Source organism: Mariniflexile sp. HNIBRBA6329, assembly GCF_043558645.1.
GTDB lineage: Bacteria > Bacteroidota > Bacteroidia > Flavobacteriales > Flavobacteriaceae > Mariniflexile.
Genome location: NZ_JBIFXS010000013.1, coordinates 36,016 through 62,766 on the forward strand (window position 1 = coordinate 36,016; position 26,751 = coordinate 62,766).

Annotated in this window: 23 protein-coding genes; 9 read left to right on the forward strand and 14 right to left on the reverse strand. The window is 33.1% G+C overall.

Annotated elements, in window-relative coordinates; all coding sequences use genetic code 11:
- Positions 1 to 17: 17 nt before the first annotated feature.
- Positions 18 to 2,324: a hypothetical protein gene (locus ACGK9U_RS13235; RefSeq protein WP_394466858.1), complete on the forward strand. Its 2,307-nt coding sequence runs from the start codon at positions 18 to 20 to the stop codon at positions 2,322 to 2,324.
- A 15-nt stretch (positions 2,325 to 2,339) separates the two neighbouring features.
- On the opposite strand, the gene ACGK9U_RS13240 is transcribed toward ACGK9U_RS13235, so the two are convergent.
- Positions 2,340 to 2,624 (reverse strand): hypothetical protein, encoded by a 285-nt coding sequence (locus tag ACGK9U_RS13240; RefSeq protein WP_394466859.1) that lies wholly within the window; start codon positions 2,622 to 2,624, stop codon positions 2,340 to 2,342.
- A 46-nt stretch (positions 2,625 to 2,670) separates the two neighbouring features.
- Positions 2,671 to 3,258 carry a GTP cyclohydrolase I FolE gene (folE, locus tag ACGK9U_RS13245; protein WP_394466860.1) on the reverse strand — a complete coding sequence of 196 codons (588 nt, stop codon included), beginning with the start codon at positions 3,256 to 3,258 and terminating at the stop codon, positions 2,671 to 2,673.
- 115 nt (positions 3,259 to 3,373) lie between these two features.
- On the opposite strand from folE, the gene ACGK9U_RS13250 reads away from it, so the two are divergent.
- On the forward strand, positions 3,374 to 4,036 hold the full coding sequence (locus ACGK9U_RS13250) for an ABC transporter ATP-binding protein (RefSeq protein ID WP_394466861.1): 663 nt from the start codon (positions 3,374 to 3,376) through the stop codon (positions 4,034 to 4,036).
- Here the strand turns inward: ACGK9U_RS13250 and ACGK9U_RS13255 are convergent.
- The 4 genes from ACGK9U_RS13255 to ACGK9U_RS13270 form a co-directional block, all read right to left on the reverse strand.
- On the reverse strand, positions 4,029 to 5,204 hold the full coding sequence (locus ACGK9U_RS13255) for an MFS transporter (RefSeq protein WP_394466924.1): 1,176 nt from the start codon (positions 5,202 to 5,204) through the stop codon (positions 4,029 to 4,031). The two genes, ACGK9U_RS13250 and ACGK9U_RS13255, sit on opposite strands and share 8 nt — an antisense overlap.
- 123 nt (positions 5,205 to 5,327) lie before the next feature.
- The gene (locus ACGK9U_RS13260) at positions 5,328 to 6,134 is read right to left on the reverse strand and encodes a hypothetical protein (RefSeq protein WP_394466862.1); all 807 of its coding nucleotides are present in this window, start codon (positions 6,132 to 6,134) and stop codon (positions 5,328 to 5,330) included.
- Between the two features lie 89 nt (positions 6,135 to 6,223).
- The gene (locus ACGK9U_RS13265; protein ID WP_394466863.1) at positions 6,224 to 7,366 is read right to left on the reverse strand and encodes a PepSY-associated TM helix domain-containing protein; all 1,143 of its coding nucleotides are present in this window, start codon (positions 7,364 to 7,366) and stop codon (positions 6,224 to 6,226) included.
- Positions 7,367 to 7,528: 162 nt separating this feature from the next.
- Positions 7,529 to 9,952 carry a TonB-dependent siderophore receptor gene (locus ACGK9U_RS13270; protein WP_394466864.1) on the reverse strand — a complete coding sequence of 808 codons (2,424 nt, stop codon included), beginning with the start codon at positions 9,950 to 9,952 and terminating at the stop codon, positions 7,529 to 7,531.
- Positions 9,953 to 10,145: 193 nt separating this feature from the next.
- Here ACGK9U_RS13270 and ACGK9U_RS13275 point away from each other — a divergent pair, with 193 nt between their 5' ends.
- Complete coding sequence (locus ACGK9U_RS13275; protein WP_394466865.1) at positions 10,146 to 10,910, forward strand: TIGR02757 family protein; 765 nt, start codon at positions 10,146 to 10,148, stop codon at positions 10,908 to 10,910.
- On the opposite strand, the gene ACGK9U_RS13280 is transcribed toward ACGK9U_RS13275, so the two are convergent.
- Positions 10,911 to 11,726 carry a toxin-antitoxin system YwqK family antitoxin gene (locus ACGK9U_RS13280; RefSeq protein WP_394466866.1) on the reverse strand — a complete coding sequence of 272 codons (816 nt, stop codon included), beginning with the start codon at positions 11,724 to 11,726 and terminating at the stop codon, positions 10,911 to 10,913.
- A 406-nt stretch (positions 11,727 to 12,132) separates the two neighbouring features.
- Positions 12,133 to 14,025: a peptidase M61 gene (locus ACGK9U_RS13285; RefSeq protein ID WP_394466867.1), complete on the reverse strand. Its 1,893-nt coding sequence runs from the start codon at positions 14,023 to 14,025 to the stop codon at positions 12,133 to 12,135.
- A gap of 104 nt (positions 14,026 to 14,129) precedes the next feature.
- On the opposite strand from ACGK9U_RS13285, the gene ACGK9U_RS13290 reads away from it, so the two are divergent.
- The 6 genes from ACGK9U_RS13290 (at position 14,130) to ACGK9U_RS13315 (ending at position 20,593) form a co-directional block, all read left to right on the forward strand.
- Positions 14,130 to 15,137, forward strand: a complete 1,008-nt coding sequence (locus ACGK9U_RS13290; RefSeq protein ID WP_394466925.1) for a glycosyltransferase family 2 protein — start codon at positions 14,130 to 14,132, stop codon at positions 15,135 to 15,137.
- Positions 15,138 to 15,262: 125 nt separating this feature from the next.
- Positions 15,263 to 17,188 (forward strand): BatA and WFA domain-containing protein, encoded by a 1,926-nt coding sequence (locus ACGK9U_RS13295; RefSeq protein ID WP_394466868.1) that lies wholly within the window; start codon positions 15,263 to 15,265, stop codon positions 17,186 to 17,188.
- A complete protein-coding gene (locus ACGK9U_RS13300) occupies positions 17,185 to 18,441 on the forward strand; it encodes a dihydroorotase family protein (RefSeq protein WP_394466869.1) in 1,257 nt (418 codons plus the stop codon). Before ACGK9U_RS13295 ends, ACGK9U_RS13300 begins: the two co-directional genes overlap by 4 nt.
- A 2-nt stretch (positions 18,442 to 18,443) precedes the next feature.
- Entirely contained in the window at positions 18,444 to 18,782 is a 339-nt protein-coding gene (locus ACGK9U_RS13305; RefSeq protein WP_394466870.1) for a hypothetical protein, read from the forward strand.
- Between the two features lie 3 nt (positions 18,783 to 18,785).
- Entirely contained in the window at positions 18,786 to 19,442 is a 657-nt protein-coding gene (locus tag ACGK9U_RS13310; protein ID WP_394466871.1) for an alpha/beta hydrolase, read from the forward strand.
- Between the two features lie 194 nt (positions 19,443 to 19,636).
- Entirely contained in the window at positions 19,637 to 20,593 is a 957-nt protein-coding gene (locus tag ACGK9U_RS13315; RefSeq protein ID WP_394466872.1) for a hypothetical protein, read from the forward strand.
- 214 nt (positions 20,594 to 20,807) lie between these two features.
- On the opposite strand, the gene ACGK9U_RS13320 is transcribed toward ACGK9U_RS13315, so the two are convergent.
- The 6 genes from ACGK9U_RS13320 to ACGK9U_RS13345 form a co-directional block, all read right to left on the reverse strand.
- Complete coding sequence (locus ACGK9U_RS13320; protein WP_394466873.1) at positions 20,808 to 21,509, reverse strand: response regulator transcription factor; 702 nt, start codon at positions 21,507 to 21,509, stop codon at positions 20,808 to 20,810.
- A 2-nt stretch (positions 21,510 to 21,511) separates the two neighbouring features.
- The gene (locus ACGK9U_RS13325; protein WP_394466874.1) at positions 21,512 to 23,047 is read right to left on the reverse strand and encodes a sensor histidine kinase; all 1,536 of its coding nucleotides are present in this window, start codon (positions 23,045 to 23,047) and stop codon (positions 21,512 to 21,514) included.
- A 112-nt stretch (positions 23,048 to 23,159) separates the two neighbouring features.
- Entirely contained in the window at positions 23,160 to 23,747 is a 588-nt protein-coding gene (coaE, locus tag ACGK9U_RS13330) for a dephospho-CoA kinase (protein ID WP_394466875.1), read from the reverse strand.
- Positions 23,744 to 24,703, reverse strand: coding sequence for a YbbR-like domain-containing protein (locus tag ACGK9U_RS13335; protein WP_394466876.1), 960 nt, complete (start codon positions 24,701 to 24,703; stop codon positions 23,744 to 23,746). The genes coaE and ACGK9U_RS13335 overlap by 4 nt, the downstream gene beginning before the upstream one ends.
- A complete protein-coding gene (locus ACGK9U_RS13340) occupies positions 24,700 to 25,707 on the reverse strand; it encodes a glycosyltransferase (protein ID WP_394466877.1) in 1,008 nt (335 codons plus the stop codon). The genes ACGK9U_RS13335 and ACGK9U_RS13340 overlap by 4 nt, the downstream gene beginning before the upstream one ends.
- A gap of 110 nt (positions 25,708 to 25,817) precedes the next feature.
- A complete protein-coding gene (locus tag ACGK9U_RS13345; RefSeq protein ID WP_394466878.1) occupies positions 25,818 to 26,636 on the reverse strand; it encodes an enoyl-ACP reductase in 819 nt (272 codons plus the stop codon).
- Positions 26,637 to 26,751 lie beyond the last annotated feature (115 nt).

The following is a 26,751-nucleotide window of genomic DNA, read 5'->3' on the forward strand; positions in this document are numbered from 1 at the left end:
CTAATAGAAGTAATTTGATGTTGTCTTTTTTTCTTTTAAAAATTAAAAAAAATCAATTTCACAAAAATTATAGAAACTTACCCCTATTAATACTACTTCTATTAGGTTCATTTTCAATTATATATTCACAAAACAAAATTGTTGATAATTTAGCAACTCAAATAACCAATTTATCAGAGCAACATATTTCTGATATAGTTTATCTACAAACAAGCAAAAGTATTTATGAAACCGAGGAAGATTTATGGTTTAAGGGTTATGTATTAGATGCTCAGTTACTTTTACCATCCCTAAAAAGCAAAATATTTTTTGTTCAATTAATTGAAGACAAAACAGATAAGTCCGTTTGGGAAGAAAAATATGAAATTGAAAATGGTTTTGTAAATGGACATCTGTATTTAAACGATTCCTTACAAACGGGTTCTTATACACTGGCAGCCTATAGTTCACATTCATTCTATAATGATACCAAAGAGTTTCATGCTCTACGCAAATTACAGATTCTTAAAAACATAAAAAGGAAACCAAGACAACAATTTGCAACAAAAGATAGTATTTTTAATTTCACAATCTTTCCAGAAGGTGGCGATTTGGTTTCTGGCATTCAAAATAAAGTAGCCTTTAAAGCTGAAAATTCAAAAGGCTTTCCCATTGATATTTCGGGCACCTTATATGAAAACAACACTCCAATAACAGAGTTTAAAAGCACACATGCCGGTATGGGGAGCTTTCTGTTCACTCCAAACCCAAACAACAATTATCATATACAGCTTACCGAACCTGAAAAAGACAATATTTATAATTTACCTAAAATTCTTTCAAGTGGAAAAACATTACAGTTATTGAATATTAATAAAAACCATGCCTTCTTTAAGGTTTCTCAAAGTTCCGATTTAACAGAGAAGCCTATTTATTTAAGAATACAGTCCAGAGGTATTGTATATAACATTGCCATGGGTACTTTAAACGAAGAGCTTCTTATTAAAATCCCACTAAAAGATATACCGCAGGGCATTGCCGAAGTCACCCTTTTTGATGAAAATGCAGTACCAGTGGCCGAACGTTTAATCTATGTAAATCCTCAACAAAAACTAAACATAAAAACCGTACTTAACAAAAGTGAATACCTAACCAGGGAAAAAGCAGTTCTTAAAATTAAAGTAACGGACCAAAACAATGAGCCTGTTGTGGCCCATTTAGGTTTAAGTGTCTTTGATGAGATATATAACAATAAACTGGATACCAAAAACATACTAACACATTACTATCTTTCCACACAGATAAAGGGGAACATTTACAATCCTGCATATTATTTTAACGAGGACAATAAAGACAGGCACGAAGCATTAAACTTATTATTACTAACTCAAGGTTGGAGACGCTATGTATGGAACGAAGCTAATTTAAAAGGACATAATGAACATTTCCAGCACCTTCTTTCAGATAGTATCGTTGGACACATAAGGTTAGAAAATCCCAACAAAAAACCAGACCAACAAGGACAAAAAATTGTAATGGCATATACTCCCGATTCATTGCGAGGTAAAGATATGATAATGACCAATTCCAAAGGAATTTTTAATATTGACTATACCCATCTTAAAATGGCAGAGAAGGGTTATTTGTACATAAAACCTATGACACCTGTGAAACCTAAATATGTTATTGATATTAAGGATGTATCATTTGAGAATATCAATACACATCGACAAAACCTAACATTAAAGTATCCTCTTACTAAGCAAGAAAAAGAAGAACAAAAAGAAGATTCAATAGATAACTTTATTTTGCCCGACAATATAAATAAACTAGAAGAGATAGTTCTTTCCACAAAGAAAAAGCAGATATTTAGAGACAAGTACTTAGGTACTTTGGATAGTTTACTAAAGTTTGATATTAGAGATTATGTATGTAGCTATGGTAATTTAAATTGTATAAATCATCCCGAAGATTATAATAGAAAACCTATTGAAGGCGAAACATACTTGGCTGAGGATAGAATAAGTAAAATTACATACCGAACAAAAAAATATACTGAAGAAGAAATTCTAAAAAAATTCAACTTAAAAATGCTAAAGGGTAATTATGGCAAACGAGAATTATACCAGCCTGTATATAATGAAGAAACTATAAATGACCCTTTTCCTGATTATAGAAACACCTTGTTTTGGAAACCAGACATAATCACCAATGAGCAAGGAGAAGCTGTTATAGAATTTTATTGTTCGGATATAAACACAGGCTTTATGGGAATTATTGAAGGTGTTAATGGCACTGGGTTAGTGGGTAATGAAAATTTTAAATTTAAAGTGATTAAAAATTAATCTTTGCTGTGAGTGTTAATTTTTAATTTCTATTGCACTTTCTTCCTTACTAAAAACATAAGTGTAAATCCACATAAGCGTAAAGGTTGGAATCACATCAAAACCAGGCAAAGCTTCTTCAGTAAAACTTATTACCCCAGCTATTTTTCCCGCTTTACCTTTATAAAGTTTGGTCATTAACCATCCTGAAAGTGGTGCCCAAACAATATCTGAAAACTCGCCAATACCTGGAATTAAAAAAGAAACATAGCCCAAAGCATCAAACAGGATTCCTAAGGCTAATTTTGTGTATTTATTCATTCAAATAATATTAATGACTTCAGCAGAAACAAAAAACATACCAAAACTACTTCCCTATTAATTTTAGAAATTCGTTTCTAGTTTCTATTTTTTCAAACTGCCCGCGAAACCCCGATGTGGTCGTTACCGAATTTTGTTTTTGTACCCCACGCATCATCATGCACATGTGCGACGCTTCAATAACCACAGCAACACCTTGTGGTTTTAAAGTATCGTTTATACAATCCAAAATTTGCTCGGTTAAACGTTCCTGTACTTGTAATCGGCGTGCAAATATATCAACAATTCTTGGTAGTTTACTCAATCCAACAATATGTCCGTTTGGTATATAGGCAATGTGTGCTTTCCCGAAAAAAGGTAAAATATGATGCTCACAAAGTGAATACAATTCAATATCCTTTACAATGACCATTTCGTTGTAACTCTCTTTAAACATGGCGCTTTTAAGAATTTCAACTGGGTCTTGATGGTATCCTTGGGTTAAAAATTGCATCGCTTTGGCGGCACGCTCTGGGGTTTTCAACAAACCATCGCGCTGGGTATTTTCACCTAAATCTTCAATAATGTTTTTGTATCGGTCTTTAACATCATCAGTTACCTGCATGTTGTATTCTTCAATGGTTTTATAAGGCATTCTTTAAGTTTTTATCATACTAAATATAAAGTATAAATAGGACATAACAATAAAAACGATTCTTAATTGTACAGAACGGCTTAAAGTAGTATTTTCACAACATTATTTACAAGCTATGATTCAAGCAACAAACATTCATAAATATTACGGCGATTTACAGGTTTTAAAAGGTGTTGATATTCATATAAAAAAAGGTGAAGTTGTTTCTATTGTTGGGGCTTCGGGTGCTGGAAAAACTACTTTACTCCAAATTTTGGGGACTTTAGATAGAGCCTCTTCAAAAGAAAATTTTCAATTGACTATAAACAATACCAATATAAGTTCGCTTAACGATAAGGCTTTGGCCAAATTTAGAAATGAACATATAGGGTTCATATTTCAGTTTCATCAATTACTACCTGAGTTTACTGCTATAGAAAATGTGTGTTTACCTGCTTTTATAAAAGGTACTAAAAAGAATGATGCCGAAAAACGTGCTAAAGAATTACTGGATTTTTTAAGTTTATCGCACCGTTACAACCACAAACCCAACGAACTTTCGGGTGGTGAGCAACAACGTGTTGCCGTAGCTAGGGCTCTTATTAACAATCCAGATTTAATTTTTGCCGATGAACCTTCGGGAAACCTGGATAGTGAATCTGCCGAAAATTTACATAGTTTGTTTTTTAAACTTCGTGATGAATTTGGACAAACTTTTGTGATTGTAACCCACAACGAAGAGCTTGCTAATTTAGCCGATAGAAAGTTAACTATGGTAGATGGAAAGATTGTTAATTGATTTTTTTCTTTATACACAAAGCCATCAATCCTATCATAGGACCTACTGCCAATATGATAAAAAGATAATTTACTGCTATGACACTCTTTAAACTATTTAAGAGCTGTATACTAATTATTGTAATAAAAAAACCTATTGAATTAACTATAGTTAGAGCGGTACCTTTATGTTCTGGATGCGCGTTTTGAGCAACCAAGGTTGAAAATAATGGTGAATCCGCTACAACCACCATACCCCAAAAAATAAGAAACCCTACAAAAACAATTTCTGAATCGAATATAAAAAACAAAGGAGATAGTAAACAGCACAAGCATGATAAAGCAAGTGAAATAGCTGCTACTTTTTTTGAACCAAATGTTTGAGATAAATAACCAGACCAAATACAGGCTACTCCGCCCAAGGCAATAATAACAAAACTTAAAACAGGAACATTAAAATTAGTTTTAGGATATATCATCACATAAGTGGTAAGTAAAACTGGAACAAATGCCCAAAAAGCATATAGTTCCCACATATGTCCAAAATACCCAAAAGCAGCCGAACGAAAATTAGGAACTTTAAACACCTTGTAAATAATTGAAAAATCTAGCTTGGTAATAGGTTTTCTAAATGGCCCATTTGGCACCAAAAGCAACATAAGCATTCCTCCCAAAACAGCTAAAACAGAAGTAATGTACACTACTAATTTCCAAGAAATAAAGTCTGATAAACCTTTCAACAAGTGAGGAAAAGCGGTTCCAATAACAAGTGCTCCCACTAAAAAGCCAAGTGATTTCCCTAAACCTTCTCTATAAAAATCTGAAGCTATTTTCATTCCTACTGGATATATTCCAGCAAGAAAGAAACCTGTTAAAAACCTAAGCAATAATAAACTTTTTAAGCTGTTCCCATCAAAAACAATACACAAATTGAAAGTAGCCCCTATTACAGCACTAATAAAAAACACTTTTGAAGGCGGAAACCTATCTGTAATAGTTAACAGTGCAAATAAAAATGATCCAAAGATAAAACCAAATTGAACAGCTGAAGTTAAATGCCCTAGTGCGGAGGCTTTCAAATTAAAAGTACTTACCAAATCTCCCATAACACCATTACCTGCAAACCATAATGAGGTACAGCAAAACTGAGAAAAAACAATTAAAGGTAAAATTCGATTGGAATGCTTCATTATAATATAACTCACTACGAATTTAACTTTTTAATTAGAATAAATTAAAAATAAACAAAGGGATTATTACAGCTTATTTACAGCGTGCAATAATCCCTTTTATAAATTTTAACAGTAAAAATACTAATTACCAAAAGGATACTCTTTCCCAAATATGGTAATCATTTTAGTGGTATAATTTAATTTGATATCGTCAATATTACCAACGCTAACATCTAAAATACCAGACTTAATATTTCTTGGCAACAACACAAAATGAAGCGATTCTTCGGTAGTTAACGAATATGTAATGCCTTTAGAGCTTACACCCGATTGTGTGCCATCAAGCATATATTCATCATCCCAAATATTAAGTGGTGTATCAGATCCTGCTACCCAAGTTCTAGTGGAATTCTCCACATAATTGATGCTTCTACCTGTACTTGAGGTTATCTTTCCATTTTCGATGGTAACACTGTATTGTAAATCGCCATCACCGTTTTCTCCTAAATTATTTACAACATGAGTACCTTCAACTTTATAATCATTATGGTAATAGTTGTTAAAAGTAGTCGTATGCTTGCTGCCTTCTACACCATACCAATTGGTTGAAACAATGGTTGCAATTCCTTTACGGGTAATACCATCTTTACCTAATACACCATCTTGATAATCAACCGTTATGGTTTTAGGAAAGGTGGTGAAATCTAAAGGTTCAATGGTTATTATTGGACCATCAGCTTTTGTTTGGCTGCTTTTTGAACTTGATGCTAAATTTTCTGAACTTAAAACAGCATCGCCACTATTGTTACCTGCATCTTGAAAAACTTTATTCACTATGGCATATTCATTTAATACTTCGATAGCTGATGCAGAATCAACTGCTTTTTGTAATTCTTCTTCACAACTCATAAAAAAAAGTGCAAGAATTGGGACTATAATTTTCTTCATATGACGTTAATTTATTTGTGCTAAATAACGTTATAAATTTGAGTTTTAGTATATCGGGGCTTTCAAAACTCACCTTTCAAAGTTAAATTTTACCTTTTATCGATTATTTTTACTGTTTTCTCCTTCTTATATTTTCTGCCGTACCATAAAAGAATACCAGTTACTGGCAAGGTAGCGGTAAGTAAACTAACCAAAAATGCAATGATTTTTCCCGGTAAACCGCCAATGGCTCCTATGTGTATATCGTAATTCATACGAAGTATTTTTTCGGCCACTTTGGCATCGCTGTATTTGCCGTAAACCCCTGGCGTTTCAAGTTCTTCCAACGTGTTTTGGTCGTAAAAGCGGAAATCGGTATCATAAAAAACATCTTTACTGTTCGAAACCTCCACATAAACACTCGACGAATCTGTTTTGGGATAATGCAGCTCGTAACTTAGGGCATTTGGTAATTCTTGCTTTAGTTTTACTATTAAGTTATCAATCGCCAACATTTCGCTATCTAAAGGCGTTTCACTTTCATTTTGTGGAATGATAAACGCAGGCACCTTATCGCCACCCGCTGTTTTGTAAACCACATATTTCATCCAGTTATAGGACATTACCGTACCTGTAAATGCCAAAATGAGTGCGAGCGAACAAATGTAAAACCCAACAATGGCATGTAAGTCGAAGTTTTTTCGTTTCCATCGTGTTGTGGGTTTCCACATAAATTTTAAACGTTGCTTTAAGTTTTTACGTTTTTTGGGAAGCCATAAAATGAAACCTGAAATGATGATTAATATGAATATTAAAATAGACACCCCCACTATTTGCTCACCAATTTCTTTTGGAAACCATAAACGCATGTGTCCTTTTAATATGAACGAAAAGCACCCGGAAAGATGGTTTTCCACATGCATCACTTCACCTGAATACGGATTTAAAAACACACTTTGATAGAATTCTGGTTCAGCATCATAATAAATGATTTCAATAGCTTCTTTACTATTGTTAAAAATGCTTCCGTGAATGGTATTGTTAGGAAACACCGAACTTCCAATGGTTTTAACTTGGGTTGGGGTTAAAATGGGTTTATTCTGAATTTCAACCGTATAATCATCAAGGTAAAGACTTTCAATTTCATCTTTAAAAGCCCAACAACAACCAGTAATTGCCACCACAAAAACCACAACGCCTGTTGCTAATCCTAAAATTTTGTGTAGACAAAGAATGCTTTTTTTAAATGCCATATGTAAGAGGAAAAGAGGCTGTTTAAAAAGTGTCATTCCGTGTCATATTGAGCCTGTCGAAATATTTTAACTTACTAATAATTAGTATCGGTTTCGACAAGCTCTACCTGACAACGCAACTATAACACACTTTTTAAACAGCCTCTTTCATATATTTAATGATTAAAATCTATAAGTAACATTTGCCAATAAGGTGCGCGGTGCTTGCGGATTTATGGTAGACCAACCTTTATAATACTGTTTATTAAACGCATTATTCAATTTAAGGCTAATGGTATAGTTATCTACTGCATAAAAAACCGAAGCGTTTACAATGGTGTAGCTTGGTAAAACAAACTCACCAGTTGATGCGTAGTTTATAGCTAAACGTTCACTTGCACCATTAAGTCCGAAACCTAAACCAAAACCATCTAAATTTCCTTCTTGAAATTCATAATTTGCCCAGAAATTATATAGGTTTTTTGGACCAGCTTCTAAGGGTCTTCTGTTTAAGATATTGGCATTGTCCGATTTTGTAGTTTCACTATAGTTATTACTAAATCCACCACGAATGTTTAAGCCATTTATTGGATTTGCGTTAATTTCTACCTCAAAACCTCTACTTACCACTTCACCGCCTTGAATTTTGTTAAATGGCGAATCTGGATCTGTAATAACCCTGTCGGTTACTTTAATATCATAATAACTTAATGTAGCATTTAATCTGCTAGAAAAAAGGTTTGTTTTAACACCAAACTCTAACTGATTTGCTTGTTCTGGATCGAATGTTTTTAATGTTTGTGGCCCTGTACCTGGGTCGCCAACCAATGCTGGCCCTACGTTTTTGAAGCCATTTTGGTAATTAGCAAATATTGATAATTTATTTAAAATTGGTTGATACATCAAACCTAATTTAGGTGAGAATGTGGTTTGATCGTAATCATCCGTTGTGCTTGCTAAAGAACCTTCATTATCAAATCTATCGAGACGAAGCCCAACCATTGCTGAAAAATTTTGGGTAAAATTCAACACATTTGATGCATAAGCACTATAAATATGATATTTAGATTTTGAGTTTCCAACCGCTTGTGAAGCTAAAATGGCATCAACTCCTGAGGTAGATAATGGGTAACTATCGGTTTCAACGTCCGCTGTAAACGGGTTATCTCCACTTGCACCTCCTTGAGGCGTTACGTTACCGTAAAAAGCATAGCCCGTACCATTATCGGTTCCTGTGGCTGTAAAATAATCTAATCCTACAACTACTCTATTTCTTAAAGAACCAATTTTAAAGTCGCCTATAAAGTTTTGCTGAAAATCGGTTGTTTGTGTATTCGCATTTTGCTTGTTCAAGAAACGTGAAAATGTATTGTTACCCAAAACCAAATAATCAAATAAGTAGGTATAATATCCTTTTGTTGATGTAGAACTTTTTGAAAGTAAGGTTTGGGATTGCCAAGTATCAGACAATTTATAATCCATTTGAACCCTATAATTTTGAGTAGGATTTTCAAGTGATAAATCGTTACTGGTAAAAGATAATTTATTGTTATAATTCAACTCTTCCAGATTTGCAGCTTCCGTTGGAGCGCTTCTGTTCAAGAATAAAAATGTTGGGTTTGTTTGTTCCGCTTGCGTAATTTCACCATAAAATGAAAACGACAATTTGTTATTCACTTTATAAGATAGAGACGGTGCAACAAAAAACGATTTTCTAAATCCTGCATCTTGAAAACTTTGTTCTGTTGAATAGGACGTGTTCAACCTGAAATAAATGTTATTTTCTTTATCTAATGGTGTGTTAAAATCTGCTGTAATTTGATTTAAACCATAAGTACCCGAAGTAAACGAAAGCTCTCCTCCCTTACCTACATAAGGTTTTTTGGTTACTACATTTATTAAACCTCCATAAGAAGTTACAGAGTTGCCAAATAAAGTTGCCGATGGTCCTTTTACCACTTCAATATGTTCAATATTAGCGGCATTTATGGTACCGTTGGTTAAACCAGGTAAGCCATTCACCAATTCTGGTTGTACAGAAAACCCACGTAGCGAATAATACCCTGCACCATCGCCACCACGACCCGTAGATGTCCATAACCCTTCTACACCAGGAGCATTTTTAAGGGCATCGTCAAAATTTATTACTAATTGCGATTGCAACAATTCGTTAGTAATAGTGCTATAAACCTGTGTGTTTTCAATATCTTTTAATGGTAATTTAGAAACATAAGCGGTTTCCTTTCTTGAAAATTTATTGGTTCTATTTCCGTTGATAACAATTTCGTCTAGAATTTCATCGCCTTCATAAAGTGTAATAATACCTAAATCGATGGTTTCGTTTGTGTTTACTTTAAAAGGAATTTCTTTGGATTTAAAACCTAAGTAAGAAATAGCCAATATATAATTGCCACTTTGAAAATCAGAAATTTCAAAGGCACCTGTTTCATTCGTTTGCGTGCCTTTTATAGTATTCTTAACACTTACGTTTACCCCAAATAATGAGCTGTTGTTACTGTCTTTTATGATGCCTTTAACGGTTCCGCTTTGCGAAAAACCAAACATATTTAAGGATAAAAAAAGAATAATGGTTAGTTGTTTTTTCATTTGTTTTTATTTAGACTTAATATAAATAATTAATTTTGACGCAAAAATATATACAACTTTTAGTTATTGCAAATTATTTAGAATAAATCTAAACAAAACTTTTTAAGTGTTTGATTAATTATAATTTAAACTGAAGATTTGATGCATAAAAAGTAAAAAATTGCCTTATTTTTGAATTTTAATACGGAATACATTGAACAAAAACGAACTGAAAGACTTTCTAGATAGCAAAGTACTGGAATACAACAATCCCAAGTTTATTGAAAGCGACCCAATACAAATACCGCATCAATTTTCGATAAAAGAAGATATTGAAATTGCTGGTTTTTTAACTGCTACCATTGCTTGGGGCAATAGAAAAAGCATCATTAATAACGCCAAACGATTTATGGAACTGCTTGATAGTTCGCCTTATGATTTTATCATGAATCATGAAGACACCGATTTGGAAAAACTACAGCCATTTGTACATAGAACGTTTAATGGCGACGATGCCATTCAATTTATAAGCTGCCTAAAAAACATCTATTTAAACCATAACGGACTGGAAACTGTGTTTGCAAAACATGCCGAAAGCCATTCGGTACAAAACGCCATTTCAAAATTTAAAGCCACCTTTTTTGAAGTAGAGCATTTAACAAGAACACAAAAACATATTAGCGACCCGTTGAAAAATTCGGCAGCAAAACGCATTAACATGTTTTTACGTTGGATGGTTAGAAACGATAACACTGGTGTTGATTTTGGTATTTGGAACAGCCTCTCACCTGCTCAACTTTCATGTCCATTAGATGTACATTCGGGGAATGTAGCACGGAAATTGGGCTTATTAAATCGAAAACAAAATGATGGCAAAGCGTTGTTGGAATTGGATACTGCTTTAAGAAAATTGGATGCTAATGACCCAGTGAAATATGACTTTGCCTTATTTGGTTTGGGAGTTTTTGAAGGGTTTTAATTAATTATAAAATTCCATTAAAATAACTTTACCTTGCTCATTATAGAAACTCCATCCCTCAAAATATTTTCCTTCCTTATATTTTCCTTTACTTTTTAACTGCCCGTTAGGGTAATACGCTTCCCAAAGCCCATCTTTAATACCTTCAATAAATTTACCTCTATAATTTAATTGACCATTTTCATAGTATGCTTCCCAAAGTCCCTCTTCCTTGCCATCAACATAAAACCCTTTGATTTTAATTTTTCCATTTTGATGGTATGCCTCCCAATTTCCATTCCTTTTATCATTAATAGAATTCGAAATTATATTTGGTTGTCCATCTTTGCTATTTTCTTCTATTGGTACAATTAAAATTTCATTTTCTGAATTAAGTTTTTTGGAATCTATATAATTATAGTGCATATTACTAAAGTTTCTTGAGGTCTTTTCTTTAATATATTTTTCGTAGTCTCCGGGTGAGTGATTTGGTTGATTTGGAATATTAAAACCATTTTCTGGAGTCGCTAATACCGATGATAAAACGGATGCTAAAACATTTTCTTTTGGTTCATAATATTCTCTATTATTCAACTTTATCCAACCTTGATTATCAGGCTTACCATCTACAACAATTAAATATTTTTTAGCTTCATTTTTCCTGTTAAAGCGCATTACTTTACCTGTAACCAAAGTAGTATCTTTCTTTAAATAGAAAACACCCTTAATCTCAATGACATCTTTTAAATTAATTTCATTAAAATTATGTACAACACCCTTCTGAGCTTCACAAACAATTGAGAATACTAGTATAATTGATATTATTATTTGCTTCATAATAAAATTATATAAAATTCAACAAAAAGCGCTACATATATTAAAATACCATTACTAAAGGCTAAAGTAACTTAGGGGAAGAATCCATTCTGTTTTCCAGTTGGTTAAACAATTTACGAAAAATTGTAAGTTAACTCAAATGTTAAAAGTTAAATTTTTAAGTAAAATCACAGAGAACTAGCCTTACATTTATGTTCTTAGAGGATTAGAACATTACCTACTAAATATGATTTTACCTTATTTGGTTCAGGAGTGTTGGAAAATTTTAGTGCGTTACGATTTCAGCAGAAAGCGCAACTCTGGGGTAACATCATAAAAAAACGATTGACAAATATGGTTCATCAATCGTCAATCTTAATTCGTAATTCGTAATTCGTAATTCGTAATTCAAAAATTGTAAATCACATTAGCCTTTTAACCAAGCGTCACGCAAGGTTTTTTGAGCTGCCGTAGCATCGGCTTTTTCCATAATGCCTTCACCTGTTGTGTAAGTTGGTGTGGTTTTGGTTTTAATAACTACTTCTTTACCATCTCTTACCAATTTTACTTCAACATCTTTTCCTGGTTTCCACATAAATACACTTTGTAAAACTTCGTTAGCGTTTTGCATGGTAAGGTCGGTACCATCTATGGTTTTTATAATATCGTTTGGTTGCGCTCCATTATCGGCCCAAAAACTATTTTCTAACACTTTATCGGTAAAAAATATGGTTCCAGATTGTGGGTCGCCACTAACTATGGGAACTCCATTAATTAAAATATAATTGGTTTCTACTTTGCCTTCACCAATTTCCAATCCTACTTTTTCGAAAAACTCGTTGTAGTTTATAGGAATATCGCCCGCTACGTGCATAGTTAAAAAATCGTGTACCGATGGATAGGTCATTTTTGAAATCTCCTCAATAAGCTTATCGTCTTCAAACGGTTTGTTTTTTCCGTATTTATTTGATAGTTCTTTCATCAAAGACAAAATACCTCTATGACCGTTACTTTCTTCACGCATTAAAATATCAATGCACATACCAATTAATGCCCCTTTTTGGTAAACATTATAGTACTCATCCTTATATGGCGCTTTTAAAACATTCTCACTCATAATGGTAAAACTCATAGCATCGTTCATGGTTTTTGAACGTTGAATTTTATCCATCACTTTATTGTAGAACTCATTTTCGTCTATCAAACCTTGGTTTATTTGAAATAGATTGGCAAAATATTCGGTTACGCCTTCGTACATCCATAAATGTTTTGAGAAGGTTGGGTTGTTATAATCAAAATAATGCACGTCTTCAGAATGCACACTTAATGGTGTTACTATATGAAAAAACTCGTGAGATACTGTTTCTAACATGTTTTCTGCCAAAGTGTCTTCATCCATCGACTCTGGCATTACAACTACTGTAGAGGTATGGTGTTCTAAAGCACCAAATCCTTTTGGAGATTCTTCTTTTTCTTCAGATAAATACAAATAAATATCATAGCGAGGTGTAGAATTAATGTCGCCCAAAAACGTTTTTTGGGCTTGCATCATCTTATAAATAGTTTCTTTTAGGGATGCTGCAGAGTGTACTTTGTTGGGTGAATACACACTTAAAACTACTTTAATATTACCAACTTCAAACTCTTCAACACTCAAATTACCATACATCATAGGGTTATCTGTAATATCAAAATATCTGGTTGCAAAATAGCTCGTAGTTACACTGCTACCATCTTCACTGGTTTTTGTTCCTGTGTTTTGCAATGCCGAAGTGCGTATAAAATTGGCTGGGGCAGTAACATCCAATTTATATTGATTGTTCTTCAACACGTCAAAATACCCAATAAAACCATGTAGGTTTAATACATAATTATCGGGCTCTATATTTGTTCCTGCTGGAGAAAAAGGGTTTTCGGACCCAATTATACCAGAAACTTCAGTATCGTATGTATCGTTAACCCAATACGTTATTTTATCTAACTGCTTTGCGTTTTTAATAACCCAGGTGTTAACATCCGTTTTGGTTACAGACATTAGGTTTCCTTTGTAATCAAAGGCTTTAAAATCGTCAATATATTTTCCAAAATCACTTACCGAATACGTCCCTTGAACCACTTTTGGTAAATGGTAGGTAACAGTTTCAACCGTAAAACGCCCAGGATTTATGCTTACTGGCGCTTTATCGCTTTCAACTTTAGTTAAATTTATGGAAGTTTCTATAGGTAAACTTGTAGCTAAATCGTTACCCGATGCTTTTGTACCGCTACAACTTGCTAAGATGATACCCGCAAATAAAGCGGCAAATGTTTTAGTATTCATTAATGATTTTTTAAATTTTTTGTAATTGACGCCCAAATTACTATTATGTTACGCATCCACATCTTAAGGTTTTGTTAAAAAGCTTAATTATGTATATTCGCTGCATGCATAAACCGTTGATAAGCATTTTAACACCTTTTAAAAATACAGCGCCTTATTTAAGCGCATGTATAAATTCTATTTTAAACCAGACTTATCCGCATTGGGAATTACTAATTGTAGATGATCACTCTACCGATAATAGCTTTCATATTGTTAACGCTTTCGCGGAAAAGGACAACCGAATTAAATTGTTCAAAAACCCAGGAAGCGGTATTATTGATGCGTTACAATGCGCTTTTATACACAGTAAAGGCAACTATATTACCCGAATGGATAGCGATGATATCATGCTTCCAAACAAACTGGACGTTTTAATGAATAACTTAATAACGCATGGCGAAAAACATGTAGCCGTTGGTTTAGTGGAATATTTTAGTGAAACGGGCGTTGGTGAAGGCTATAAAAGTTATGAAATTTGGCTAAATAACTTAACAAAAACGGGCAGTAATTATTCTGAAATTTATAAGGAGTGCGTCATTCCATCGCCATGTTGGATGCTGCATAGAAACGATTTGATAGCTTGTGATGCTTTTAACCCACACCGCTACCCCGAAGATTACGATTTAACTTTCCGCTTTTACAAACACAACTTTAAGTGCGTTCCTTGTAATGTGGTACTGCACCAATGGCGCGATTACAGTACTCGAACTTCTAGAACCCACATACATTATGCACAAAACCATTTTACCGAATTAAAACTGCGCCACTTTTTAGAAATTGATTACAACAAAGAAAAAACCTTAACCATTTGGGGCGCTGGCACCAAAGGAAAATTAATGGCAAGCATTTTATTGGAAAAAAACATTCCTTTTGAGTGGATTTGCGATAACCCTAAAAAAATAGGCAAAGCCATTTACGGAAAAACCATGAAGGATTTTAATGCACTTTCCAACATACAAAACCCTCAAAGCATTGTTACCGTTGCCAATAAAACAGCCCAAAAGGAAATAAGGGATTATTTAAAAACATTAAATATGCAACCTTTACAAGATTATATATTCTTTTGTTAATTTAGCGTGTTCATCACCATTAAAAATTAACACCACAAATTTTAAAATACTTATAATGGAATAATTTGTGAATTTGCGGTTAATTTTCATAATTCATTCTTTATATTTGAAAAATCTAAAAAGAAATGCAGTTTAAACACCCCGAACTTCTTTACGCTTTATTTTTACTGCTCATCCCTATTATTGTCCATTTATTTCAGTTACGCAAATTTCAAAAAGAGGCATTTACCAATGTGGCATTTTTAAAGGAAGCCACCATACAAACCCGAAAAAGTTCGCAAATAAAAAAGTGGCTCATTCTTTGTACCAGACTCTTGCTATTAGCTGCGATTGTTATGGCATTTGCACAACCATTTACATCTAAATCGCATACGTTTAACTCCAAAAAAGAAACGGTGGTTTATTTAGATAATTCGTTTAGCATGCAGGCCAAAGGGAATCAAGGGGAACTTTTAAAACGTGCTGTACAAGATCTTATTGGCAATGTGCCTGAAGATGAAACCATAAGTATTTTAACCAATGATGATGTGTATAAAAACACCAGCATAAAAGCGGTTAAAAACGATTTGTTGCAACTCGATTATTCATCTAACAAATTATCGGGAGAAGCGGCCTTGTTAAAAAGCAAAACCCTTTTCAGTAAGCAAAAAAGCACTTTAAAAAATCTGGTTTTTATTTCCGATTTCCAACAGGATGCATCGGAATTTCTTCCTAAAACCGATTCGTTAACCAACTTACATTTGATACAGTTAAAACCTGTAAACAACAACAATGTGGCTATCGATTCTGCTTACATTACAGCCACTACTGCTTCATCCATAGAATTAAAAGTAACTTTAAAAAACAGTGGAAAAGCTATAGAAAACTTACCTGTTTCACTGTTTAACAATGAAGAATTGATTGCTAAAACATCGGTTGCCATTTCAGACAAAACAGAAACAACATTTTCATTACCTACCGATAAAGAAATCAACGGAAAAATCACCATTGACGATACAAATTTGCAATTTGACAACACCTTATATTTCAACATTAACAAAGCATCTAAAATTAACGTACTTGCCATTAATGCCGAAGATGGTGCTTTTTTAAACCGGATTTATACTGATAATGAATTCAACTATACGTCAACATCTGAAAGCCAATTAAACTATGCGATCATTGACCAGCAACACGTTATTGTTTTAAATGAATTGAACAGCATTCCAAATGCCTTGGTTGCTGCCTTAAAATCGTTTGAAAATCAAGGCGGTTCGCTTATCGTTATTCCTTCAAAAGACATAAATATTCAGTCTTATAATGCTTTATTGAACCATTTCGGATCGAATTTTAAAGATTTGGTTCAAACCGAAAAACGCATCACTAGCATTAACTATGTACATCCTTTATACCATTCTGGTGTATTTGAAAAGCAAGTGGACAATTTTCAATACCCAACCGTTTCCAGTTTTTACAATAGCAGTTTAAATACGGGGACTGCCATTTTAAGGTTTGATGATTCCAAACCTTTTCTGTACCAAACTAAAAACGTGTATGTGTTCACTTCGGCATTAAACGCTGAAAATTCCAGTTTTAAAAATTCACCATTAATTGTTCCTACGTTTTACAATATGGGGAAATTTAGCTTTAAAAATCCTGCTTTGTATTACACTATAGGAAAAGAGAACACCTTTGATATTGAAACGCAATTGCAACAAGATGATATCGTCACCTTGGCTAGTGATGCACTGAACATCATCCCAAAACAGCAATATTTCAATAATAAAGTGGTGGTAAATACGTCTGAAACCCCTGCTGTGGCGGCTATTTACAACCTTAAAAACAAAAACGAAACCATTAAAAACGTTAGTTATAATTACAATAGAGATGAAAGTAATTTGATGTACCAAAATCTTTCAGCTTCAAAAAACACGACCGTTAGCGATTCTATTACCGAAATTTTCGATACCATAAAAAGTGATGCAAAAGTTAACGCCTTATGGAAATGGTTTGTTATTTTTGCACTAGCGTTATTGATTATTGAAATGCTCATATTAAAATACTTTAAATGAACATACTTATAAAATCTGCCACCATTATAGATTCTAAAAGCGAGTTTCACAACACAACTCAAGATTTATTAATAGAAAATGGTGTGATTACAGACATTGCCACCACCATAAAAAACCCAAAAAACTATCAAGAAATTGCTTTTGAAAACCTTCATATTTCGCAAGGTTGGTTTGATAGCAGCGTGTGTTTTGGCCAACCCGGGTTTGAGGAACGCGATACGATTGCAAACGGATTAAAAACAGCAGCAGCCTCTGGTTTTACCGCTGTGGCTATGAATGCACATACCAATCCGGTAATCGATTCAAATTCAGATATTACGTTTGTAACTTCAAAAGCTGCTAATAATACGGTTACTTTGGTACCTGTTGGCGCCTTAACAGTATGTAGTAAAGGTGAAGATTTAGCCGAACTTTACGATATGAATACCGCCGGTGCCGTGGCTTTTTACGATTACAAAAAACCAATTTCCAACCCAAACCTGATGAAAATTGCTTTGCAATACGCCAGTAATTTTAACGGTTTGGTATGCTCGTTTCCGCAAGAGAATAAAATTGCAGGAAACGGTGTGGTGAATGAGCATATTACCAGCACAAAGCTTGGTTTAAAAGGCATTCCTGCGTTGGCTGAAGAACTTCAAGTGGCACGCGACTTATTTTTATTGGAATATGCAGGTGGAAAGTTGCATATCCCAACCATTTCAACCGCAAAATCGGTAGCATTGATTCGCGAAGCCAAAAAGAAAAAACTGGATGTAACCTGTAGTGTTGCCATTCACAACCTATACTTTACCGATGCTGTTTTAACCGATTTCAATACCCATTTTAAAGTATTGCCACCATTAAGAACACAAAGCGATGTGGATGTATTGGTAGAAGCTGTAAAAGATGGCACGATTGATATGGTAACCAGCGACCACAACCCTATTGACATAGAACACAAAAAAATTGAGTTTGATTATGCTGCTTACGGAAGTATTGGTCTAGAAAGTGCTTTTGGCGCGCTTCAAACGGTTTTTACCTCCAAAAAAACCATCGAGATTTTAACCAAAGGAAAATCGAGATTCGGTTTGGAACAAACACCTATAAACATTGGCAATAAAGCTGACATTACACTTTTTAATCCAGATACCAAATATACTTTTTCCGTAAAAAACATCATTTCAAAATCCAAAAATGCCATTTTTGAAAATGAAACTTTAAAAGGAAACGTGTATGGTATTATTTCAAATAACAAAGTGACTTTAAATTCATAAGCATGACAGAGCAAGATATTGATAGAGGACGACAAAATGCCATTATTAGCTATTTAACAATTATTGGCGTTATCATTGCTTTCTATTTAAATAAAGAAGAAGATAAAAGAAGTGATTTTGCCAATTTCCACATCAGGCAATCATTAGGCTTATGGCTTACTTTTTGGGCTTTAGGTTATATTATTGGAAGCTTTGATAGCTGGTTGGTTAGCTCTAGCTTTTACCTATGTTTTGCAGTACTTTTTATTTACGGATTTACAGGTGCTTTAGGTAGAAAAAAACAAATTGTGCCATTAGTTGGGGCATTCTACCAAAAACTTTTTGCGAACTTAGGTAACTAAAACATGATTAATACGTCACTTTCCTTATACCATATTGTTAGAAAATCTACGTTAACCGAAAATGCACCGTTGCTTATCATGATGCACGGTTATGGCAGCGACGAGAACGATTTATTTTCATTTTCACCTGAATTACCCGAGGAACTTTTTATCATTTCAGTAAGAGCGCCTTACCCAATGCAACCTTACGGAAACGCTTGGTATGCCATTAATTTTGATGAAGAACAAGGCAAATGGAACGATAACGAACAAGCAAAACAATCGCGCGATGTAATTGCTAAATTTATAGATGAAGCCATTGCCGAATATCCTGTAAACAAAAACAACGTGACGCTTTTAGGCTTTAGCCAAGGCAGTATTTTAAGTTATGCCGTGGCACTTACCTACCCTAAAAAAGTAAACAACATTATTGCTTTAAGCGGTTATGTAAACAAAGATATTTTACCTGAAAACTTACAGGAACAAGATTACTCCAACTTAAATTTTTACTGCTCGCACGGTAGCGTAGACCAAGTAATACCTGTAGAATGGGCACGACAAACCACACCGTTTTTAAACAGCCTAAACATTAAAAACCATTATGCTGAATTTCCTGTTGGGCATGGCGTAGCACCACAAAATTTTTATGAATTTAAAGATTGGTTAAGTAAGCGTATATAGTAAAATTAAAACTATAAAAAACATATAAAATCCTGATATAAATACTGTCGGGATTTTTTTATGGAATTTAAAATAAATCTTGTTTAATTTATCAGAAAAAGTAGCTAAATTCGTTTAAGGTATGATTCAAAATATTAAAACAATTTCATATCATTAAAGTTGTGAACATATTAACCAAAATACTAAAGTAAAACTTGAACTTTATAAATCTTGGACCAATTGGAACAAAGGAGGATGGTGATTTAAAAGGTGCCTTTCACTTAAACGGAAATCACTTCATGATTCATGAAAATGCTATCTACGAAATTGAACCAATAGAAAATGTAAAACAATCAAACTTACCTAAATTTATCCATCGCCTTATAATTAATCAAGGAACTAATCATCCAATTGTTGGACAAACTATTTTTCAGGCATTACAATTAGTGAAAAGTAACTTCATAGATTCTAAAATTGATAAGTCTCAATTGCTCAATATTTCCCTTGAAATATTACAAGAAGCAAAAGTATTAGAGCAAGAAGTTGAAAGCTATTGCGCTCTTGAAAAAAAACTAATTCAAACCGATATTGAAAATAAGGGTAATTCTATTCCTTCAATTAGAGACGTTACAACTCGCTGTAAAACAGTATTTCAAAAAGCTCATCACATTCAATTACTTATAAATAATATAATTTTACTATTCTACCCTAAACTAATTGATTACAAAGCAGATTACAAAACTTTTCTAATTAATGTTTCAGAAATCAACCCAACTGACAGCGTGCTATTTGAAAAAATAAAGAGTTGGTCAACTTCAATGAATTTGATTAGAGAAATGAGAAATAAACTTGACCATTTGAATACAAATCAAGTTTCAGTAAAAGATTTTTACTTTGACTCTGAAAAAGACCCAAGAGGTTTATATATAATGCGACCTTCTATAAAATTAGACTCCAAAAAAGCGAAATTGACAAGAACTGATTTATCTAAAGTATTTCCAAATACAATTTATACGATAATTTCAGTTTATCAAGACACTTTAGCTTTTTTAATAAACGAAAATTTACCTGCTGATTTAAATTTAACAGTTAATGAAATTCCAGAAGCTGAAAGAGAAAATAAGTGGGTTAAATATGGTTTTTTGTCAGCTCAAGGTAAGGTATATATTTAAAAATACGTTGTATAACAAGACATGTATAATTAATTGCTATGTCTAGTGCTCATTTTGAAAATTCCGAAGGAATTTTCTCTGACAAGTTTTTATTTACTAAATTTGTTGCTGCTCACGCAACTAATCATACACCAAACGTTAAACGAAAATCTTCTAAAATTATAAAAAATCCAGCAAGTTGCTGGATTTTTTATAATTTAATGATAACTTACAATTAGTTTACTACCAACCTAAAACCTTCTCCGTGTATGTTTAGTATTTCTACTTTTTCATCTAATTTTAAATACTTACGCAGTTTAGCAATGTACACGTCCATACTGCGGGATGTGAAATAATTATCATCTCTCCAAATTTTTGTAAGCGCTAATTCACGTGGCATTAAATCGTTTTCATGCAAAGCCAATAAGCGTAATAACTCATTTTCTTTAGGCGATAATTTAACAGGTTCTCCACCTTTATAACGTAAAAAACGTAGTTTAGAATTTAAATCGAAACCTCCAATTTTAAATTCAAATTGCTTACTATCAGAAATAGTTTCAGTAGCCTTACGTTGCATAATAGCCTTAATTTTCATTAGCAAAACTTCGCTATCAAACGGTTTGTTTAAATAGTCGTCTGCACCTACTTTATAACCTTTTAAAACATCTTCTTTCATGGTTTTAGCAGTTAAAAACACGATAGGCACATCGGTGTTTTTTTCCCTTATTTCTTTTGCTAGCGTAAAACCATCTTTATAAGGCATCATAACATCTAGAATGCATAAATCGAAATCGTCTTTCTTGAATTTTTCGAAACCTTCCATTCCGTTTTTGGCATGAACAACATCATAATCGTTCATCATCAAATAATCTTTAAGAACAATTCCAAAATTAGGATCGTCTTCTACTAGTAAAATTCTCTTTTTTTGCTCTTCCATATTTATGATATTATTGGAAGCTTTATTATAAATGTGCTTCCTTTGTCTTTTTCACTTTCTACTGATACATGACCTTGGTGGTCTTCTACAATTCGTTTTACGTAGGCCAAACCTAAACCATGGCCCTTAACGTTATGAATGTTTCCCGTGTGCTCTCTATAAAATTTTTCGAACACACGTTTGGCAGCTGCTTTACTCATGCCACTACCATAATCTTTTACTTTTAGTATAACATTATTGCCAACATTTTCGGTGTACACTTCTATTTTTGGTGCTTCTGGAGAATACTTTACAGCATTATCCAGCATGTTTACAATAACATTGGTAAAATGGGTTTCGTTTGCTAAAATGGACGATTTTGGCGCATCTAAAAATGTTTTGATGTAGCCTTGTCTGTCTTCAACTATAAGTTCTACATGCGTAATGGCATCTTGAACTAAGTCGTGCAAATCCAACCTATCCTTACTAATATTTAATTCATTTTTCTCTAGTTTAGATATGCGCAATACGTTTTCTACTTGAGCGTGCATGCGTTTGTTTTCTTCTTTAATCATTGCCAAATAGCGCACTACTTTTTCTTTATCATCAATAACTTTTGGGTTTTTAATGGCATCTAAAGCTAAATTTATAGTAGCAATAGGTGTTTTAAACTCATGCGTCATATTGTTTATAAAGTCTGTTTTTATTTCCGATATTTTACGCTGCTTAACCAATTGGTACAAAGCACCACCATAAGCTAAAATAATAATGGACGTAAAAATTATTGACAATACAATCATGCCCATATTTGACGATAAAATGAATTTTTTATCATCTGGAAAACTAACCAAAAGCCTATAACTACTTTGGTTGTTTTCATTATAAAACATAAACACACTGTATACAGAGGTTTCGTTATTTTCAAAATTATCACTTCGTATGCGTGTTGCTAAATCATTACTATAAATAGCAAATTCAAAATCGATATTGATGCCGTCTTCTTTTAGTTTTTCAGACAATAACTTTTGAATTTCTTCTTTAGTAACCCGTTTGTGTATGGGTAATCTTGAAGCTAAATCTTTATAAACGTCATCGTAAAGAATCTTATCTGTACTCGACATTTTATCTAAAAGCAACAACTTATCGTTGGTACTTAAATCTAAATCTAAACTCGCGCCACTATTCTGGTACACTTTGGTTTCCCGATTACTTAAAATACGCTTAACGCTAATGGTATCTAAACCTATGTCAAAGATCGATGAATTAAATTTATAGTTTTCTTCTAAGGTACCACTTCTATAAACTACGGTTTCTTTAGAATCAAAATCCTCTCGAATGATATATAAATTTCTAATGGCTGCTGTATCCACTTCAACACCTTTAGAAAGCAAATCTTGAATTTCATATACATATTCAGCATATTCTCGCTTTTCAATAGTGTTTGAAACGTAATTAAGTACCTTGTTTACATTGAACTTAAAACGTTCCTTTTCGTTTGTTACTGAACCATTTATATAATATGCTTGAACAAAAATGATACCTATTAGAGATAAACTCATTAACAAGATTAATAGTACGAAAATCTTTTTGCTCATTATTCAAAATTAACATTTTAACATTTAGTGCTAAGCCCTTTTAACCTTACATTAACAAAAATGTTAAAATTTGAGTTTATTTTATAGATTTAAGGATTTTAACGTGAATTTTCTTTACTTGATTCATAGTGTTTTCAAGTTCAATATTGGTTATTACATAATCTGAAAGTTTTACTTTTTCTTCATCAGACCATTGATTTCTCATGATAGTTTTCACTTTCTCTTCAGTAGTATCGTCACGTTTCAATAAACGCTGTATACGCACTTCTTTTGGCGCTGTAACGGTAATCACATAATCACATTGTTTATGTCCTCCATTTTCAAACAAAATAGCCACTTCTTTTATAACATAAGGACTGTTTTGCTTTGCTGCCCATTTTTTAAAGTGAGCTGCCACACGTGGGTGCACAATGGCATTCATTTTTTGCAAATAGGTTTTATCGTTAAAAATGATATTTGCTATAAAAGGCTTGTTTAATTGATTATCCAAATATGCCTCTTCACCAAACAACGCTATAAGTTTGCGCTTGATAACTTTAGAACGGTTCATGAGCCTTTTAGCTTCTTCATCTGCAATATAAACAGGAATACCCAATGCGTCAAATTGTTTGGCAACCGTTGTTTTACCACTTCCTATACCACCTGTTAAACCCACTACAATCATTCTAATATGATGAATTCTATACGTTGTTGTTTAATTTTTACATTTTTTGCTGATTTTGGAAACTTCTCCAATTCTGGCACCAGTAGCGATTGATTATTTATAACTTTACTGTAATCACAAACCACCCTAAAATCTTTAGCCGAAATGGAGTTAAAGTTACTTAAACTTACGTAATAAGACACATTAACTTCCTTAGGGAAATATTTTAAATTGATATTTTCTGGCACATTAATAACAAATACCGGAATTTTTAAAGTACCTTCTGTAAACTTTTCAACTTTTGCTTTTAAAATTATTTTGTCGGTTGAAAACTTTACATCTTTATTCTTTTTAGGTGTTTTCAGTTTAACGGTTTCGAATAGGTTTTTTTTAATATCGTTTAATGATACCTTTTCGGTTTTAACAAAATATATGTTAGACACCAATGCCTTCGGCCCCACTACAAGCAACGAGTCGGGTTCTAAAACATAAGGGGTGGATACATCAAAACCCACACTATATTTTATATCTGCATTTAGTTGTATAGGTACTTTTTTCACCATATTTAAACCATATCTGAACGTAAGTACCTCGGGAGTGATGTTTAGCAATTCAACTTGTTTGCCAAATTGTGTGTTTTCTAAATAGGCTTTGGATTTGTTCCAAACAAAAATAGAATCTTTTTTATATACATCTTTTTTAAAATCGATTTTAATTTTAGGCTTCGAAAAATAATAGGTCAGCCATTTAAATCCATGTGTTTTTAAGGTAATGTTTAGAGGTATGGAATCATCAAAAATGACATCTTCTTGTGGAACATTAATTTTTTCAATATTAAAAACCACAGTATTGGTGTAGGTTTTTGAAAGCTTGGTAAATATCAAAATAATGAATGCCAAGAGTAAAAACAGAAAAAACACATTTATTTTTTTGTTCTTGATGGAGGTTAATATGTCGGATTTTATTTTTTTTATCATGATGATTTAAAAAACAAATTAGGAAAATGCGTTTCTGGGTTGTTTTTGAAAACGTTGATAGCAAGTGTGGATTTTAAAAAACCATAACCATACCCAAAAAACTGGACTGTAATTGCCAATAACGACAAAACAGAAACCACCAAATTTTTAGTTGTATATAACGCTATTAAAAACGCCAAAACAAAGTAAAACGCATAAAAAGCAATGAAAAACTTTATTTGAAAAATTAGTGAAAGCAACGAAACAACAAGCCCTAAACTAAATACCGTTGGAAACCAATAAGTTATTTTTTTTGTTGAAGGATGCCACTTATTTAAAATAGGGCGTACCAACCCAAACTTATGTACTTGCTTGTAAAATTTACTCCAGGAAATACGTCGTTTGTGGTACACATATGCTTCTGGAATAAGCTTTGTTTTAAAACCTAAATTCCAAAGGCGAATGGATAAATCGGGGTCTTCACCAGGATGGATAAAACCAAAACCACCTGATGCTAAAAAAGCTTCTTTTGAAAGTCCCATATTAAAACTTCGGGGTTGAAACGTATCAACACTTTTTTTGTTACCTCTAATACCGCCAGTGGTGATAAAAGACGTCATTGAAAAATTAATGGCTTTTTGCAAATTGGTAAACGAATGGTGTGCCGTATCAGGACCGCCAAAACAATCTACATAATTTTTATTTAAGCTTTTTTCAACTTCAAATAAATAGTTTTCAGGCAAAATGCAATCGGAATCTAAAATAATAAAATAGTTGCCTTTTGCCTTTTGCATCCCAAAGTTTCTAGAATCTCCAGGACCTGAATTTTCTTTGAAATAATAAGAAATATCGAGCGAAGATGTAAAAGCATCCACCACTTCTTTAGATGATATGGTGGAGCCATCTTCAACAATAACAATTTCAAACTTAGTATCCGTTTTCAACCCAACAAAACTTCGCAAAAGTTCTTGTGTTTCGTCCGGACGATTGTAAACTGGAATGATGAATGAAAATTGTAGTTGCATAACACAAATGTAATTAAAGCAAACAAAAAAGCCACCTTATACAAGTGGCTATGTTTTTATTTTTTTAGACCTCACAGGTTACAAAAACCTGTGAGGTCTATCTATACTTTTTATTCTTCTCCTACAAAAGTGCTCATTACAGCATCACTCACACCCATGTTGCTAAAACCACCATCGTTATACAGGTTTTGTAAGGTTACGCGTTTTGTTAAATCGCTAAACAATGTTACGGTGTAGTTTGCACAATCTAAAGCCGTAGCATTACCAAGTGGCGACATTTTATCGGCATAAGCAATAAATCCGTCAAAACCTTTTACACCGCTACCAGCAGTAGTTGGTGTTGGTGATTGCGAAATGGTATTTACACGCACTTTTTTATCACGACCAAAGAAATACCCAAAACTACGTGCAATACTTTCTAAATACGCTTTATTATCGGCCATATCGTTATAATCTGGAAACACGCGTTGCGCCGCCATATAAGTTAAAGCCACAATGCTTCCCCACTCGTTCATAGCATCTTGCTTGTAAAGAGTTTGCATTACTTTATGAAAAGACATAGCAGAAACATCAGTTCCTTTTTGTGTCCACTCATAATTTTGGTCGGTATAGTGCTTTCCTTTTCTAACGTTTATAGACATCCCAATGGAATGTAAAACAAAATCTATTTTACCTCCAAGAATTTCCATAGATTGCTTCACCAAATTTTCTAAATCTTCTAAAGAAGTAGCGTCAGCAGGAATAATTTGAGACCCTGTTTTTTCAGCTAGCTCGTTAATTTGCCCCATACGCATGGCAACTGGCGCGTTGGTTAAAACAAACGTTCCGCCTTCTTCATGAACACGTTCTGCTGTTTTCCAAGCAATTGAATTTGAGTCTAATGCTCCAAAAATGATTCCTCTTTTTCCTTTTAGTAAATTATATGACATATTTATTTTTGTTAGTTGTTAGTTGTTTGTTGTTTAGTTGCTTGGTTTGATTATAATTTAGACTTAACAACTCCACGACAACCGACTTAACTTATTAATAGACAAAAGTAATAAA

What these genes read in the sequence shown, in the direction of transcription:
- ACGK9U_RS13260 (WP_394466862.1), bottom strand. Translation starts at nt 6,134, where the DNA reads ATGAAGAAAATTATAGTCCCAATTCTTGCACTTTTTTTTATGAGTTGT.
- ACGK9U_RS13240 (WP_394466859.1), bottom strand. Translation starts at nt 2,624, where the DNA reads ATGAATAAATACACAAAATTAGCCTTAGGAATCCTGTTTGATGCTTTG.
- ACGK9U_RS13250 (WP_394466861.1), top strand. Translation starts at nt 3,374, where the DNA reads ATGATTCAAGCAACAAACATTCATAAATATTACGGCGATTTACAGGTT.
- ACGK9U_RS13300 (WP_394466869.1), top strand. Translation starts at nt 17,185, where the DNA reads ATGAACATACTTATAAAATCTGCCACCATTATAGATTCTAAAAGCGAG.
- ACGK9U_RS13320 (WP_394466873.1), bottom strand. Translation starts at nt 21,509, where the DNA reads ATGGAAGAGCAAAAAAAGAGAATTTTACTAGTAGAAGACGATCCTAAT.
- ACGK9U_RS13310 (WP_394466871.1), top strand. Translation starts at nt 18,786, where the DNA reads ATGATTAATACGTCACTTTCCTTATACCATATTGTTAGAAAATCTACG.
- ACGK9U_RS13280 (WP_394466866.1), bottom strand. Translation starts at nt 11,726, where the DNA reads ATGAAGCAAATAATAATATCAATTATACTAGTATTCTCAATTGTTTGT.
- ACGK9U_RS13255 (WP_394466924.1), bottom strand. Translation starts at nt 5,204, where the DNA reads ATGAAGCATTCCAATCGAATTTTACCTTTAATTGTTTTTTCTCAGTTT.
- ACGK9U_RS13285 (WP_394466867.1), bottom strand. Translation starts at nt 14,025, where the DNA reads ATGAATACTAAAACATTTGCCGCTTTATTTGCGGGTATCATCTTAGCA.
- ACGK9U_RS13295 (WP_394466868.1), top strand. Translation starts at nt 15,263, where the DNA reads ATGCAGTTTAAACACCCCGAACTTCTTTACGCTTTATTTTTACTGCTC.
- coaE (WP_394466875.1), bottom strand. Translation starts at nt 23,747, where the DNA reads ATGATTGTAGTGGGTTTAACAGGTGGTATAGGAAGTGGTAAAACAACG.
- folE (WP_394466860.1), bottom strand. Translation starts at nt 3,258, where the DNA reads ATGCCTTATAAAACCATTGAAGAATACAACATGCAGGTAACTGATGAT.
- ACGK9U_RS13290 (WP_394466925.1), top strand. Translation starts at nt 14,130, where the DNA reads ATGCATAAACCGTTGATAAGCATTTTAACACCTTTTAAAAATACAGCG.
- ACGK9U_RS13305 (WP_394466870.1), top strand. Translation starts at nt 18,444, where the DNA reads ATGACAGAGCAAGATATTGATAGAGGACGACAAAATGCCATTATTAGC.
- ACGK9U_RS13270 (WP_394466864.1), bottom strand. Translation starts at nt 9,952, where the DNA reads ATGAAAAAACAACTAACCATTATTCTTTTTTTATCCTTAAATATGTTT.
- ACGK9U_RS13265 (WP_394466863.1), bottom strand. Translation starts at nt 7,366, where the DNA reads ATGGCATTTAAAAAAAGCATTCTTTGTCTACACAAAATTTTAGGATTA.
- ACGK9U_RS13235 (WP_394466858.1), top strand. Translation starts at nt 18, where the DNA reads ATGTTGTCTTTTTTTCTTTTAAAAATTAAAAAAAATCAATTTCACAAA.
- ACGK9U_RS13335 (WP_394466876.1), bottom strand. Translation starts at nt 24,703, where the DNA reads ATGATAAAAAAAATAAAATCCGACATATTAACCTCCATCAAGAACAAA.
- ACGK9U_RS13345 (WP_394466878.1), bottom strand. Translation starts at nt 26,636, where the DNA reads ATGTCATATAATTTACTAAAAGGAAAAAGAGGAATCATTTTTGGAGCA.
- ACGK9U_RS13325 (WP_394466874.1), bottom strand. Translation starts at nt 23,047, where the DNA reads ATGAGTTTATCTCTAATAGGTATCATTTTTGTTCAAGCATATTATATA.
- ACGK9U_RS13340 (WP_394466877.1), bottom strand. Translation starts at nt 25,707, where the DNA reads ATGCAACTACAATTTTCATTCATCATTCCAGTTTACAATCGTCCGGAC.